The 14,770-nt window shown below is 35.1% G+C and carries 10 protein-coding genes; 6 read left to right on the top strand and 4 right to left on the bottom strand.

What is annotated here, in order from left to right:
- Window positions 1–68: 68 nt before the first annotated feature.
- On the top strand, window positions 69–191 hold the full coding sequence (locus P3F56_RS06450; RefSeq protein WP_281152092.1) for a hypothetical protein: 123 nt from the start codon (window positions 69–71) through the stop codon (window positions 189–191).
- 423 nt (window positions 192–614) lie between these two features.
- Here P3F56_RS06450 and rpsD read toward each other — a convergent pair whose 3' ends face one another.
- The 3 genes from rpsD to rsmI all read right to left on the bottom strand — a co-directional run bounded on the left by rpsD (window position 615) and on the right by rsmI (window position 3,544).
- Window positions 615–1,223 carry a 30S ribosomal protein S4 gene (gene rpsD, locus P3F56_RS06445; RefSeq protein WP_281152091.1) on the bottom strand — a complete coding sequence of 203 codons (609 nt, stop codon included), beginning with the start codon at window positions 1,221–1,223 and terminating at the stop codon, window positions 615–617.
- A gap of 922 nt (window positions 1,224–2,145) precedes the next feature.
- Window positions 2,146–2,277, bottom strand: a complete 132-nt coding sequence (locus tag P3F56_RS06440; RefSeq protein ID WP_281152090.1) for a DUF1993 family protein — start codon at window positions 2,275–2,277, stop codon at window positions 2,146–2,148.
- A 397-nt stretch (window positions 2,278–2,674) separates the two neighbouring features.
- The gene (gene rsmI / locus P3F56_RS06435) at window positions 2,675–3,544 is read right to left on the bottom strand and encodes a 16S rRNA (cytidine(1402)-2'-O)-methyltransferase (RefSeq protein ID WP_281152089.1); all 870 of its coding nucleotides are present in this window, start codon (window positions 3,542–3,544) and stop codon (window positions 2,675–2,677) included.
- A gap of 11 nt (window positions 3,545–3,555) precedes the next feature.
- Here rsmI and P3F56_RS06430 point away from each other — a divergent pair, with 11 nt between their 5' ends.
- Window positions 3,556–4,422: a sugar kinase gene (locus P3F56_RS06430; protein ID WP_281152088.1), complete on the top strand. Its 867-nt coding sequence runs from the start codon at window positions 3,556–3,558 to the stop codon at window positions 4,420–4,422.
- Between the two features lie 193 nt (window positions 4,423–4,615).
- Window positions 4,616–4,936, top strand: a complete 321-nt coding sequence (locus P3F56_RS06425; RefSeq protein WP_281152087.1) for a hypothetical protein — start codon at window positions 4,616–4,618, stop codon at window positions 4,934–4,936.
- Between the two features lie 1,137 nt (window positions 4,937–6,073).
- Here P3F56_RS06425 and mnmA read toward each other — a convergent pair.
- On the bottom strand, window positions 6,074–7,123 hold the full coding sequence (gene mnmA, locus P3F56_RS06420) for a tRNA 2-thiouridine(34) synthase MnmA (RefSeq protein ID WP_281152086.1): 1,050 nt from the start codon (window positions 7,121–7,123) through the stop codon (window positions 6,074–6,076).
- Window positions 7,124–8,478: 1,355 nt separating this feature from the next.
- Here mnmA and P3F56_RS06415 point away from each other — a divergent pair.
- The 3 genes from P3F56_RS06415 to P3F56_RS06405 all read left to right on the top strand — a co-directional run bounded on the left by P3F56_RS06415 (window position 8,479) and on the right by P3F56_RS06405 (window position 14,113).
- Window positions 8,479–10,044 carry an NAD(P)H-quinone oxidoreductase subunit N gene (locus P3F56_RS06415; RefSeq protein ID WP_281152085.1) on the top strand — a complete coding sequence of 522 codons (1,566 nt, stop codon included), beginning with the start codon at window positions 8,479–8,481 and terminating at the stop codon, window positions 10,042–10,044.
- An 826-nt stretch (window positions 10,045–10,870) separates the two neighbouring features.
- Window positions 10,871–11,596 carry a phosphoribosylaminoimidazolesuccinocarboxamide synthase gene (gene purC, locus P3F56_RS06410; RefSeq protein WP_281152084.1) on the top strand — a complete coding sequence of 242 codons (726 nt, stop codon included), beginning with the start codon at window positions 10,871–10,873 and terminating at the stop codon, window positions 11,594–11,596.
- A 144-nt stretch (window positions 11,597–11,740) separates the two neighbouring features.
- Window positions 11,741–14,113, top strand: coding sequence for a BamA/TamA family outer membrane protein (locus P3F56_RS06405; protein ID WP_281152083.1), 2,373 nt, complete (start codon window positions 11,741–11,743; stop codon window positions 14,111–14,113).
- The last annotated feature ends 657 nt before the right edge of the window (window positions 14,114–14,770 follow it).

Below are 14,770 nucleotides of genomic sequence, written 5' to 3'. Positions count from 1 at the left end.
AGTTAAAGAACCCCAAAAAGACTAACCCAAAATTCTTGGTGGGTATAGTAAAGTGACTTAGCAGTCTGGTGTCAACGGTTAGCCCTTGGCTAACAGAAAGAAGTACCATCATAGCCGCCCCTGTATCTCGGTCACCGCTAGTACGATTAGTTGAAACCTTTGGAACCGACGAAGTAACAAGAACCGATTGATTTGTAATTACACTTTCTTAATTCCCAAGTAAATCCTGAAAAGGATAGTTTCAATGAAATAGAGGATTAATTTCCTTAAACTACATAAGTTTATGATTTTGTTAAGTGCGTATACAATAAAAATAAGTTGTCTAGTAATTAACTTTTGCCCTAGTCTCTGGCAATGACTCTACATAATTATTAAGGTCATAAAGGTTTTTTTAAGAAAGAGAACTACACCGTTGGTGATATCATCACTACATTGCGAGGTAACCCAAATCCCTGAAAAACTATAAATAACTGTAAAAAAGACTCGATTATTGGAGATAAACTTTGATAGGATCAAAAGATTTTATATTTATTATTTTTAAAATTTTTAAGTCAAGTTAAATAATCGAAGTTCATGAGTAAATTGGACAACTATTGAAGTTATCCAATACTCTTCTAAGCTTTCCGAGAATAATACTCAACTACCAACAATTCATTAATTTGTAAAGCTATCCATTCCCGTTCGATAATTCCATTGACTTTTCCTGTCAAGGTATTTTTATCAAAATCTAAATGACTTGGAAGGTTGGCCAGACCAGGGTATTCCATATTCGCCTCTACTAGGCGACGAGAACGATCCTGATTACGAACTGAGATTACTTCCCCAGGACGGCACTGATAACTAGGGATATCAACAACTTTGCCATTAACGGTAACATGACCGTGAGAGACTAACTGACGGGCTCCTGGAATTGTTCCCGCCATCCCTAAGCGAAACACTGTATTATCAAGGCGCATTTCTAGCAATTCTAGAAGTTTTTGACCGGTAGAACCTGTAGCTTGACGAGCTTTTTTTACATAGCGTACTAGTTGACCTTCTGTTACGCCATAGTTAAAGCGCAGTTTTTGTTTTTCTTCGAGACGAATAGCGTATTCTGAACGCTTTCTACGTCCTTGTCCGTGTTGCCCTGGGGGATAAGCACGACGGGGGGTTTTGCGACTTAAGCCAGGGAGTTCTCCTAGTCGTCGTACAACTCTTAAGCGAGGTCCTCTATAACGAGACATATAACAGATTTTCTCCTAAAATACATAGTTACTCCAAAACTGTCATTATACACGATTTCTAGTGATTTTTGGGAGTTAGGAATTAACATTGAGGTAGTCAAGAGTTTAGTTAACCATAAAGATTAATTTTTTAAAACAACTCTACTTTTTAATCTAAAACTAGTATTCTTGAAATTTAACTAAGTTTATAGTACTAAATTTCATTAGATTTTTAAAGTTTCATTTAACTCCTATTAAAGTGTATTTTTTTGTTGTTATAATTCTAAAATTAGCACTTAAATTAGTCATTGTTTAAAACAATTATTATGTGTCATATTTAAACTAGTTAATAGATTAAGTCTATTAACTAGTCACAGAATTTTAACTATCAAACTGTAACTAAACCTGTTCATTTAGGCTCAGATAAGTGCATATTTTATTATCATAAATAGTTTCTGTTCTATTTTTTTTATAACTATTATGGATAGCAATAATACTATTGACGTACAAAAAACAACAGAAAAAGTTAGTACTATCCTTGTGATTAATGCGCAGACTAAAGACATTTCTTACGATTTCTTTTAAAAGAAAAGTAAAAATATAGTTTCTAATAAAAATGAATATAGCAGAACTATTTTACATTAATTGGGACTCAGTGCATGATATAAATATGGCTATTTTAAAATAGCTATTCCTTGATTTTGCTCACCATAAATAAATGTAATAAACCAATAAAATTAATATTATTTTGGACAATTTTAAAACATTTATAGTTGCTTGATTATAACATTTTAAAAAGCTTGTACTTAATTACCATTAAACAATGTTTAAATATTTTTTTACTTAAAAAGCTGAATATTTACCTTAAATTGGGCTAAAAATGCATACACTATGATAATTATCATAAATTCTGAGCAGAACTGAGATAATCATGTTTACCAATTTATGCGCCGCAATAACGAAAGGTATAATAAGCGGTTGTCACGCGAAAGTAAATATTAGGTATGATAAGGTGAAGAGCAAATTGTTGTCCATCAAAAGTTAAAGTTTTTCTACAAAAGATAGACCAATGCACTTAGTTTCTATCTCATCAATTTGTTCAGATGTAAAGGTCGTGAGATTCAAATTATCTCTTAAATTCCCGTAGTTAACTCTAAAAAGTTGTCTAGTTATCCTCCATTGTGTCGCAAGTCTTGCTATTCCTCTTCTGGCAATGTCAGAGACAATTTGAATCTATTTAGACAGGGGAAACATATCAGAGTAGAGATAATTACCGATTAAAACTGCTGGCTCATTTTTTTACTTCAGCATGGGGTTCTCCATTTTATAAAAAAGTTACTAGGTTATTCAGATTGTGAATTATCGGAAGAACCCAGCCTGATACATAAAAAGTGTAATTATAAATACTCCAAAGTTAAAAACTAAAAATAGTAATTTTATTAAATGAGTAATATCTATATATTTTGGAAATTTTAATCTTGACTAGAACTATTAATTTCTAAAGATAACTCATAAATTTGACGACGGTTAAAAGAGGTTAATTGTGCCAGATGACGACTCGCTTGTGATCGCGTCATTCCTCCGTCTAACAATTGTCTTAATTCTTTCTTTAATTGTTCTTCAGTTAATATTAAGTTGGAGGTTGCCTGACATCCTGCTATAATTAAGGTAAATTCCCCTTTCAGATGTCGTGAATCTTGAAAACGGTTGATTGCTTCCCCTAGGATTCCTCGCCATAATTCTTCATATAATTTCGTTAATTCTCTAGCTACTGTAATTAAACGATTTTCTCCGAAAACTGCCCTTAAATCGGTCAAAGTTTGTAATAGACGATGGGGGGACTCGTAAAAAATTAGGGTACGAGTTTCCGTCTTCAAAGACGTTAAACGATCGCCCCTAATTTTGCTTTTCGTGGAAAGAAACCCTTCAAAAACAAACCGATCCGTAGGTAGACCCGAAACAGATAGGGCTATGATGGCAGCATTCGCCCCGGAAATCGGAATAGTAGCAATATTTTTATCAATACAAGCTTTAATTAATTCATACCCTGGATCAGAAATACCTGGCATTCCTGCGTCAGTGACTAAAGCAATAGTTTTTTCGCGTTGTAGATAGCTAATTAACTCATCTTGACGAGACAATCGATTATGTTGGTGATAACTTATCTGGGGAGTGTTAATTTGGAAATAATGTAGGAGTTTTCCTGTGTGACGGGTATCTTCTGCGGCGATCAAATTCACTGATTTTAGAATACGAATCGCCCTTAAGGTCATATCTTCCAAATTACCAATGGGGGTTCCGACAACATAAAGGGTTCCTGTTTGTAGGATTTCATTGCTCATTTTTACAACTCATGAATGGATTATTTATCGGTTTAACAACCCTAGATTTAATTTATCTTACCGATCACTTTCCCCACAGTAATGAAAAAATTGTAGCCATTGATGAAACAATTTCTGCGGGTGGACCAGCAACGAATGCGGCTATCACTTTTAGATATTTTGGTAATCGAGCCACCTTATTAAGTGTGATTGGAAATCATCCCATTAGTCAATTAATTTATGCTGAATTAAACGAGTATTCAGTCAAGGTTTTTGATCTGAATCCCTATCAACAAAACCCTTTATCTACTTCTTCAATTATTGTTAACCAAACGACAGGAGAACGGGCTGTTGTCTCGATAAATGCTACCAAATCTACAGCCATTATTAATAATGAACTTTTTTTGGAAAAATTACAGGATGTTGATGTTATCTTAGTAGACGGGCATCAAATATCTACGAGTATTATGATTGCCAAAGAAGCGCAACGGTTAAAAATTCCCGTTGTTTTAGATGGAGGAAGCTGGAAATCTGGATTACCAAAAGTTCTTCCTTACGTAAATTATGCGATTTGCTCTGACAATTTTTATCCCCCTAATTGTCTTAGTTCTCTCGATGTATTTAACTATTTAAAATGGTTTAAAATTCCTTATATTGCTATTACTAAAGGAGCAAATCCAGTTCAATATTGGACTAACGAGGAATCAGGAAATATTAAAGTGTCAAAAATCAAAGCGGTTGATACATTAGGAGCTGGAGATATTTTTCATGGAGCTTTTTGTCATTTTATTCTAAAACACAATTTTAAGGATTCTATAGCAGAAGCTTCTCAAGTTGCCTCCATTGCTTGTCAGTATTTCGGAACTCGTCAATGGATGTCTAAAATAGTTAATGATTAATAGTTGTTTAATTGAGATTCAAACTTATCTCTTTAATTTAAATGTTCTTAACAACTATTATTTTTTTTACAGTCGTTGTTTGTTGTCATATCTTGTAGTTATAATCTTATCTTTATGGTGTGAGATAAAAAATCCTTCTAGAGTTGAAGAAAGGGAAACAAAGGGGCGTTTCTCCTACTTAGAGGGAATTACCATGAAGAGAATTTTCAATATATTGATGGGCATGATGGCTCTGGTTTGCGTGACTACCATAGCGAACGCTCAAACTGTTCGCCAATTGAATTTAGAAGAGAGAGCTGCTAACCCAAATTTAGGGTACGATAGTCCCTACCAGTCAGGGACTATTGTTGGAATTATTTCAGGGCCTTATGGTAGTGTTTTATTTGTAAAGCTTGAGGATAATACAAAATTGAGATTTCATCATCCAGGGACATCAATTGATCGAGGTGATCGCATTCTTGTTTTTAAGAAAAATGGTGAGTATTTTCTCCTTGAATCAGCAACTCCAGAATAAACAAGAGATGAGCTAAAATTTTTTGTTAGATGTGTTCTCGCTAAGAATGTAGTCAAAAGGGGACTGAGTTATCACGTACTTTTTTCAGGAATTAAATAACTGTCATTAATGCTTTTTGGAGCATAGCACAGATAAACTATAGCATAGTGCAATGCACTATGTATTGTGCTAAGAACATTGATAAGCTTATCAATGCCTTCTAGGGTAAACATTACCTAGCTTAGGATAATACCTTCATCTTTCTTAAGACTACCCTATTCAAGGGAACAGTCAGTCTATTGTTGCAATCTTGGGTTTATGGTCTCTCAAAGAGATGAAATTTAAAAGATATAAAATAAAAATTTTAAAAAAGTCTAAGGAAGTAGCATTTTAAATAAACAACAGCAAATTTGCCGTACCGGCTACCGACTAAACTTACTACACTAGCTTAAGCTAATGAAACTTGAAAACTAATGAGCTCAATAATGCTAAAAGCGATATTAAATCTGATAGTAAAAACTGTATTTTTTTAAAAGGGTTAAATTTCTTTTTCACTTCTTTATAAATCTTACTAACCATAGAGAGTTTTTTCTGTTGTTTTTTAAGCAATTATTGGTTAAGTTTTTTTTAAAAAAATGACAAAAGAATCATGGCTTATCTAGCCTAACGTATACTAAATTAGTAGCTAATGACTTTCAGAATTCTTATTTTAATTGAATTTTCTAAACTCCAGAAACTCAATTCTTACCAAAATTAAGTTTTCGTAATCTTGGAAACTTTACAAAGCAAAACTTTTAACTTTTGTTTATTACGCTGTTATCACAGCCAGTCTAGAAGAACTAAAATAATTAAAGTTAATTACTACGTAAAGCTCTTAAGAAGGTTGATTTAAATTTCTTTTTGGACCTATTACTCTGAATCTTGCCATCTTCCTTTTCTAGGTATACCTTTCTAAGGATATCAGTAAAATTACTCTATATAGTTAAAAACAAATGTTTGGCTTGATTTCAGGGATTACTTAAATATTAATACTGATTCGTTCATAAAAAATAACACCACACAATCTCATGTTTGGAGAATACTCAAAATTTATTTGAACCCTTCTCGACAGATGACATTGAACCTTATTTTCAATACACTTTATATATAAATAGGCTTTTATCTTTCAATAATACCGCCTCCTAATACAATTTCCCCATCATATAAAACTGCTGCTTGACCTGGAGTAATCCCAAATTGAGGCTCATAAAAGACTAATTTGATACGATGATTATCCAAAGGAACAACATCAACTGGAACTGCAGGAGAACGATAGCGAATTTGAGTTTCTACCTGAATAGGAGAAGAGGGTTCAGGAATTGAAATCCAATTCATTCTATTTACAATACAATCAGAACATCCTGCATTGCCACGATTAGCAACAATAACCCGGTTTGTTACGGGATCGAGTTTTATTACATATAAGGGCTCAGTTGCAGCAATGCCTAAGCCTTTACGTTGTCCAACAGTATAGTGATGAACTCCTTGATGTTTTCCTAATACTTTGCCGTCGAGACTAACAATATCCCCCTCTTTTTGAGTAATACGTTGATCCAAAAAAGTTTTCATAGATCCATAAGCTTCAATTAAACATAAATCTTGACTTTCAGGTTTACTTGCGGTTTTCAAATTGAATTCATTAGCAATTTTTCTGGTTTCTTCCTTGGTTTGATTTCCCAAAGGAAAAATAGTTCCCGCTAACATTTCTTGGGAAAGATCATAGAGGAAGTAAGACTGATCTTTATTACAATCAACTGCTCGTAATAATTGATAGCGCTGATTAACTTCATCGTAGCGAACACGTGCATAATGACCAGTGGCGATGCGATTGCACTCTAATTTTTGTTTAGCATATTCTAACATAGGGCCAAATTTGATCACCTTATTACATTTGGAACAGGGAAGAGGCGTTATCCCTGACTCATAACCTGACACTAAATAATCGACAATATTAGCTTGAAATACATCACGACTATCAACAATATGGTGGGGAATACTCAACTGTTCGCAAATTAAAGCTGCATCTACCATTCCCTCTGAACAACATTGTCCTTTCCCTTTCATTAACCATAGGGTTAACCCAATAACTTCATAACCTTGATGCTGAAGACTAGCAGCCGCAACAGAACTATCAACACCCCCTGACAAACCGACTAGAACTTTTTCCATTACACTTTTGTTTCTCGTAACCTTACTTTATTTAGGATAACTCATCACCTATGACTGTTGGCTTATGAACTTTGATTGTTATTCGATAAATCTAGCTTAAGAGTGAATGTTTAACATTAAGTACTAGAGACGAAGTCTGTATCAGAAGAGTATTAATTATAATGATTATGGCTATTCTAGACTGAGTATAAAAAATAAGTAGAGAATAAACTCCCAAACTCCTATTTTTACGGTGTTCTATAACTCTGAAAACTTAATTAAAAACTCTCCTTTATATAAGAATCAAGTTTTTAGTATCTTGGAAACTTTGCCAAGCAAGACTTCTAGTCTAGAAGAGTCATGACTTTAAGATTATCTTAAAAATTAGAAGTTTTAAAATATTAATAGCATAGAGCACTTTTTTCTTAAAAAAGTTATTGGTTCCCTAGATTAGGTGTAGTTTAATAATAAAAAAATCAATGTAAGTCTAGATTGTTTCTCGTACATTAATACATCAAGTATTCCACTTTATGAATAAAGAAAAAATATTTTTACTATCTAAATTGGTAAAAATAAGCAATATATTTGTACAGCATGACCTCAAAAGTATTAAGCCAGACAGAATTAATATGAAATTATTTATGTACTCGAACAGAACATTAATTAAGTACTTCATTGCTATATATAGCAATGAAGTACTTAATATGGATAAATAAATTTTGATTAAGAATGGTGATAATACTTAGATACAGAAAAAAAAGATATAAAAAATACAGGTATAACTAATGCTAAACTTTTTTTTAAAAAAAACTAAAAAATCTAACAAATAAGATAGATCCAAAATGGAAAAAGATAGATGTATTTATATCAAGATATCGAGCGATAAAATATTCAATAAATATAAGAAATATATATTAAATAATCTTTAATATTGTCTTAAGAGTTATTTAAACAATAATGTAGAGCAATTGATGAGATTGTAGCTTATTTTAAAAATTTACTCTCCCAATGGATACTAGGAAATATAAATCAGAAGATTAAGTTAATTAGAAGACAAGTTTATAGCTAAACTAACTTTGATAATCTTAGAAGAAGAGTTCTATTAATCTGACATTTTCTTCATTAACTATATTACCCTCGATCTAAGAGAGTAAAATTGTAAAATGTTTGATAAAAAATCAGAAATAATAGCGCATCAATTCAAGATTTCCTCAAAAGTGCGATCTCTAAAGGCGCACTGATGAAGGTGAACGCAACCTTAAAGACTAGCCCGAAATTCCCTCTGTCCATTATGATCCAAAGGAATGAAGCCGGAGCAAATAGCCGGATAATTCCTTAAGCTTAACTCTTAGGTGTTTTTTTCTTACCATAACTCTATGGATTTTTCTAGTAACATTGCCAGTCAACTGAATGCCGAAACAATTCTGCCAGAAGGAATTGTTATCATTACTCTCCTCTTTATTTTAGTAGGAGACCTCATTTTTGGTCGTAGTTCGAGAACATGGCTACCATATGCTGCCATGGTTGGGTTATTTGCTTCGCTTGTCGCCCTTTGTTTTGCTTGGGATACTGCTACTCCCATCGGTTTCTTTGGGTCATTCAACGGAGATAACCTCAGTATTGTTTTTCGGGCTATTATTGCCCTGTCTACTTTAGTGACTGTTTTGATGTCAGTTCGTTACGTCGAACAAACAAGGACATCTTTGGCTGAATTTATCGCCATCATGTTAACGGCTACCGTAGGAGGAATGTTCTTATGTGGGGCGAATGAGTTGGTGATGATTTTTATTTCCCTAGAAATGTTAAGTATCTCCTCTTACCTAATGACAGGGTACATGAAACGGGACCCTCGTTCCAATGAAGCAGCTTTGAAATATCTTTTAATTGGGGCTTCTAGTTCAGCTATTTTTCTATATGGGGTTTCTCTTCTCTATGGTTTATCCGGGGGAGAAACTATCCTCAATGCGATCGCTGCTAACATTACCAATGTCGGTGGAGAACAGTCTTTAGGGATAATCATTGCCTTAGTCTTTGTCATTGCCGGAATTGCCTTTAAAATTTCTGCGGTTCCTTTTCATCAATGGACTCCTGATGTTTATGAAGGTTCTCCTACTCCCGTTGTTGCCTTTCTTTCTGTGGGTTCTAAGACCGCAGGATTTGCCCTTGCGATTCGTCTGTTAGTGACTACTTTTACTGTGGTTGAAGAACAATGGCATTTTATCTTTACCGCTTTAGCTATCCTCAGTATGTTATTGGGAAATATGGTAGCTTTAACCCAAACCAGTATGAAGCGGATGTTAGCCTATTCTTCCATTGGCCAAGCCGGTTTTGTCATGATTGGCTTAGTCTCAGGTACTGATAAAGGATACTCTAGCATGGTCTTTTATTTGCTAGTCTATCTATTCATGAACTTGGGGGCATTTACAGGAGTTATCCTCTTTTCCCTACGAACTGGAACTGATAAAATCAGCGAATATGCCGGGCTTTATCAAAAAGATCCCTTACTCACTTTAGGGTTAAGTATTTGTTTACTCTCCTTAGGTGGAATTCCTCCGTTAGCTGGCTTTTTTGGAAAAATTTACATTTTTTGGGCAGGTTGGCAAGCAGAACTTTATGGGTTAGTTATCCTCGCTTTAGTCGCCAGTGTAATTTCCATCTATTACTACATTCGCGTAGTGAAAATGATGGTAGTAAAAGAACCTCAAGAAATGTCCGATGCCGTAAAAAATTATCCCAAAATTTGCTGGAATTTATCGGGGATGCGTCCCCTACAAGTGGGGTTAGTTTTAAGTGTGATTGTCACTTCTTTGGCTGGAATTTTAGCGAATCCTTTGTTAACGTTGGTTGATAATTCGGTAACTAGTACCCCGATTTTACAATCGGCCATTGTCCATAACCAAATCTCTCAACTTGAAACTACACCAAATTTAACTCACCAATAATTGCCTGTAGCAGGTGGGGTGGGCAATGCCCACCTTATCACTATGACCCTCTGGATTATCTCTATTCTGAATAGAAGTCCACAATTTTATTTTTTTTACTATATTTTCTTTACCATATTTAAGTTATTTCCAAAGGTCTTTATCTAATGAAAAGCTTTTTATGGGTAAATTTGACTGGTGTTTTTCAATTCGAAGACTATAGCTAACCTGTTTAGCAAATTATCGCGGATTAGCATTAAAAACCAAGTGATCTGGGATAAATTTTCTCGATAGGAACTTCGAGATAACTATTAGTTAAGGTTTCAATATCTGTTAGTATTCAGGCGTAATTTTTTATAATTTATTGTTATGGATTTTGTTGATTTTTATTTGTTTTAAAACGGTGGTAGCATTGTTAGTTTTAATTGATAAAGATATAGAATTTTTTTTATCTACAACTGGTTTATATAACCTAGTTTCTAGGACTACTGAAGTTGAAAAAAATCAAGAAATTTGAGTATATTTGAAGATATTGGCTGCTTGTCTTTCTATGGTTGACTCAATGATCGAGTTTACCTTTAACGTTTCTGAGCTAAAGTGTAGCGTTTATAACTCTTGTGAGGTAGACTCTAATGTGTTTGTCTACGCCCATTTTCTAAGAATAAAGAGCCATAGTCTTTCATCCATGGCGAAACTGTTATTAAAGTTGGCAACAGGTGATACGCAAAAAAACTACCGTTGATTAAAACTTAAATAAACTGTATTGAGTCAGAATTAAGAGAAATCTTTACACTGAAATACTATAGCAAAAAACGACTAACCAACTACTAATAAGGATAAACAACGAATGAAAAAGCTCTATGAAGGAAAAGCTAAGATTATTTATACTACCAGCGATCCCGAAATTCTTCTTACTCAATTTAAAGATGATGTAACGGCTTTTAATTCCTCGAAACGAGGAATAATACCGGGAAAAGGAGAAATAAACTGTCAAATTTCTTCAGCTTTATTCAAATGGCTAGAATCTAAGAATATTGCTACCCATTTTATTGATCAGCCTGCTCATCGTGAAATGCGCGTCCGTGCGGTCAAAATTGTCCCGATTGAAGTAGTTGTTAGAAATATTGCTGCGGGAAGTCTCTGCCGACAAACAGGCCTAATCGAAGGTAAAATTTTATCCTTTCCTCTGGTGGAATTTTATTTAAAAAACGATGAACTTGGAGATCCATTATTGACCCGCGATCGCCTACTGCTCCTGGAATTAGCTTCCCAAAAACAACTTGAACAACTTCAGTCTATAGCCTTAAAAATCAATCAATATTTGACAGAGTTTTTTGCTAGTTGCCAGATTACCTTAGTAGATTTCAAATTAGAATTTGGGTTAGATTCTCAAGGAAACCTCCTCCTAGCTGATGAAATCAGTCCTGATACCTGTCGATTGTGGGATCAACAAACAAAAAATCTCCGAGATAGAGTTTTGGATAAAGATCGATTTCGGCACGACTTAGGAAAAGTGGAAGCAGCCTATCAGCAAGTTCAACAAAGGGTTTTAGAAAAATTAGGTATCAGATAATGTCCCTGACATTGGAACCTTTGCCAGTAGCTCTGGTCACTAGATTCGATAATTTAGCTCGGTTGCTTAGGCACTCTGTCAGCTATTATGAGTCAATAACAAAAATATAAATACAATAAACAACGCTGTAGCTTGATTGGGTGTGTGGAAGTGTCAAACGAGATTAAAAAATTACGGTTATCTCCTATAGTGGTAGTCCCTTTCGTGACTGCCACTGTGTTAAACTTAGCCCAGTCTATTAGGGGAGAGACTATAGTCCCTTTAACTGAAACAACTATTGGAGAGGAGAATCCAGAGACTATGGTGAACATGATGGACTTACAGTCCATCATGCTGGGGGAAGCTGCACTAGCACCTACGTCGGTTTCTATATTAGAAGACGTGACAGAAACTGATGTAACCTTTCTGACAGATTTAAAGGCTAATTATTTAGCTGTTTCCCAGGAAACTCCGGTATTAATAATACCTGTAACCTCAGAAGATTTAGACTTTCAGATTTCATCAGCCTTAGAACAGGGAACTCCCTTGGTTTCCAAGTTGAAAAAGGTGATTGCGGCAGATTTAACTTCTTCAACGGATACTCAAGGGCAAATTGAAGTATCTGAGATAGAGTTACCAGAAACAGAAAAATTACCAACTTCAGAGGAAATACCAACTCCTATTAAACCGTCCTCGTCAGATAGTCCTTTAATTGAAGAAATATCGGGGGAAGAACCCAGAGTTTTAGTGGTAGAAGTTTTAGTTAGTGGCGTTGATGAGGACCTAGGAAATCTAGTTTATAACACTATTCAAACTACTCCAGGACGAACAGCCACTCGCTCCCAGCTGCAAGAAGATGTTAATGTAATTTATGCCACCGGATTCTTTTCCAATGTTAAAGTTACCCCTGTCGATACACCTTTAGGGGTACGCGTTACCTTCGATTTGCAACCTAACCCAACTCTGAGTGAAGTCGTCGTAGACACAGGCACAGATGAGGAAGCTCGAGCATTACCGCCCGAAATTGCTGAGGATATTTTTAAGCCTCAGTATGGGACAATTCTTAACCTACGAGAATTACAAAACGGCATCCAAAAACTTAATGAATGGTATTCCAAACAGGGCTATGATCTAGCCCAGGTTATTGGTTCTCCTAAAGTTGGGGATGATGGAATTGTAACCCTAGTGGTATCTGAAGGGATAATTCAAGACGTACAAGTGAGATTTTTCGACGCAGAAGATGAACCCATTAATGGTCGAACACGCCCTTTTATTGTGACTCGTGAGATGCAACTTGAACCAGGGAATGTTTTTAACCGCAGAATCGCTCAAACTGATTTGCAAAGAGTCTTTAGTTTAGGGTTGTTTGAAGATGTCAGAATTTCTTTTAGTCCTGGGGAAGATCCACGAGAGGTTATTGTTAATATTGATGTGGTAGAAGGAAATACCGGCTCTCTGGCTGCGGGAGCTGGGATTAGTTCCACTAGCGGACTGTTTGGAACAGTCAGTTATCAAGAGCAAAACCTAGGAGGAAATAACCAAACTATCGGGGGTGAGGTTCAAATTGGAGAACGGGAACTACTCTTCGATGTCAATTTTACCGATCCCTGGATTGCCGGTGATCCTTTTCGTACTGCTTATACGGTTAATGGATTTCGTAGACGGACTATTTCTCTAGTCTTTGATGGAGATGATTCTTCAATTAGAACCCTCAACGACTTTGATAGTCCACGGGTGGTTCGCACTGGGGGTGGGGTAACTTTTGTGCGGCCTTTGGCGGACAACCCCTTCAGTGTACCCGATTGGCGAACCTCCCTAGGTTTCAACTATCAACGGATTCAAGTGGAAAATGGGGATGGTGATATTGCGCCTTGGTCAGCCCCTCTCAATGGTTTTCCCTCTCAACCCTTGGCCTTTAGTGATGAGGGAAAGGATGACCTGTTTACTATCAGTTTTGGAGTTTCTCAAGACTTTCGTAATAATCCTTTACGTCCTACGAGCGGTCATCTTCTGCGCTTGGGAGTTGAACAAACTATACCCGTAGGTTCAGGCAGTATTTTCTTTACAAGATTACGAGGAAGCTATAGTCACTATATCCCTGTAGATTTTATTGATTTAGGTTTTATTGAGGAAGATCAACCAAAACCTCAAGCATTGGCCTTTAATTTCCAAGCAGGAACAGTTTTCGAGGATTTGCCTCCTTATGAAGCCTTTGTCATTGGGGGAAGTAACTCAGTACGTGGTTACGATGAAGGAGAATTAGGAAATGGACGTAGTTATTTCCAAGCAACAGCAGAATACCGCTTTCCTGTCATTCCAGCAGTCGGGGCAGCTCTCTTTATTGACTATGGGACAACGATTAAGTCTCAACGCTCAGTAAGAGGCTTTCCAGGTACAATTCGAGGATTGCCTAGTGATGGTTATGGTTACGGCCTTGGTGTTCGCATTCAATCGCCAGTTGGACCAATTCGAGTTGACTATGGGGTTAATAATGAGGGAGATTCCCGCCTTCACTTTGGTATTGGGGAGAGGTTTTAATGAAAAACTAGATTTTATTCTTTTTCTTATTTGTCCCTCTATTTTTTTGAATTGCTTCCAATTACTTTAATTAGAGGACAAAATCGTCGCCTTTATTCGGTGAAAGTTAAACAACTTGCTTTTCGGATTTATAGAGTTTTTCTTCTTCAGAATGTCTAATAAAACTCTTCCAATTTATTTATGTAAATTCCGATTAAAAACTAACAATTTATTTTATAAACGGTTGATACTTCGTCATTTTTTCACTAAAGTAAATCTAATATAAATAATTATTAGCAAGAGAATATAATCTCTTCTAAAAATCAAATATATAAACACAATTAAACGATATAAGAACTGGTTAAAATCTCGAATAATTACTCGTATCTATTTAAATAGATTAGAATATATAGAGCAACTTTTTTATATTTAGTTAGCTACACTACGATTAATTATAATTCAAAAAAACATGAATTAAGAATGAATGACAGGCTTATTTATTCAAATAGTTCAAGAAAAACTCAAGTAACCTCAACTGCTTTTTCCATTAATAGAAAGATTCTTTTTTAGAAATTACCCTGTTTGACTTGTTAGGAGATAGAGGGTATGCCATTTCTAGTGTGGATGTATTGAAATAAACTCCATGCTTTCAAGATGTCCATGAAGAAGGACTATGAG

The organism is cyanobacterium endosymbiont of Epithemia clementina EcSB (genome assembly GCF_029919255.1).
Taxonomy (GTDB): Bacteria; Cyanobacteriota; Cyanobacteriia; order Cyanobacteriales; family Microcystaceae; genus Rippkaea.
This window is presented reverse-complemented; position numbering and strand designations above follow the sequence as displayed.

Excerpts from the sequence above, each read along its gene's own strand:
- mnmA (WP_281152086.1), bottom strand. The coding sequence starts at position 7,123 with ATGGAAAAAGTTCTAGTCGGTTTGTCAGGGGGTGTTGATAGTTCTGTT.
- P3F56_RS06430 (WP_281152088.1), top strand. The coding sequence starts at position 3,556 with ATGAATGGATTATTTATCGGTTTAACAACCCTAGATTTAATTTATCTT.
- rpsD (WP_281152091.1), bottom strand. The coding sequence starts at position 1,223 with ATGTCTCGTTATAGAGGACCTCGCTTAAGAGTTGTACGACGACTAGGA.
- P3F56_RS06425 (WP_281152087.1), top strand. The coding sequence starts at position 4,616 with ATGAAGAGAATTTTCAATATATTGATGGGCATGATGGCTCTGGTTTGC.
- purC (WP_281152084.1), top strand. The coding sequence starts at position 10,871 with ATGAAAAAGCTCTATGAAGGAAAAGCTAAGATTATTTATACTACCAGC.
- rsmI (WP_281152089.1), bottom strand. The coding sequence starts at position 3,544 with ATGAGCAATGAAATCCTACAAACAGGAACCCTTTATGTTGTCGGAACC.
- P3F56_RS06415 (WP_281152085.1), top strand. The coding sequence starts at position 8,479 with ATGGATTTTTCTAGTAACATTGCCAGTCAACTGAATGCCGAAACAATT.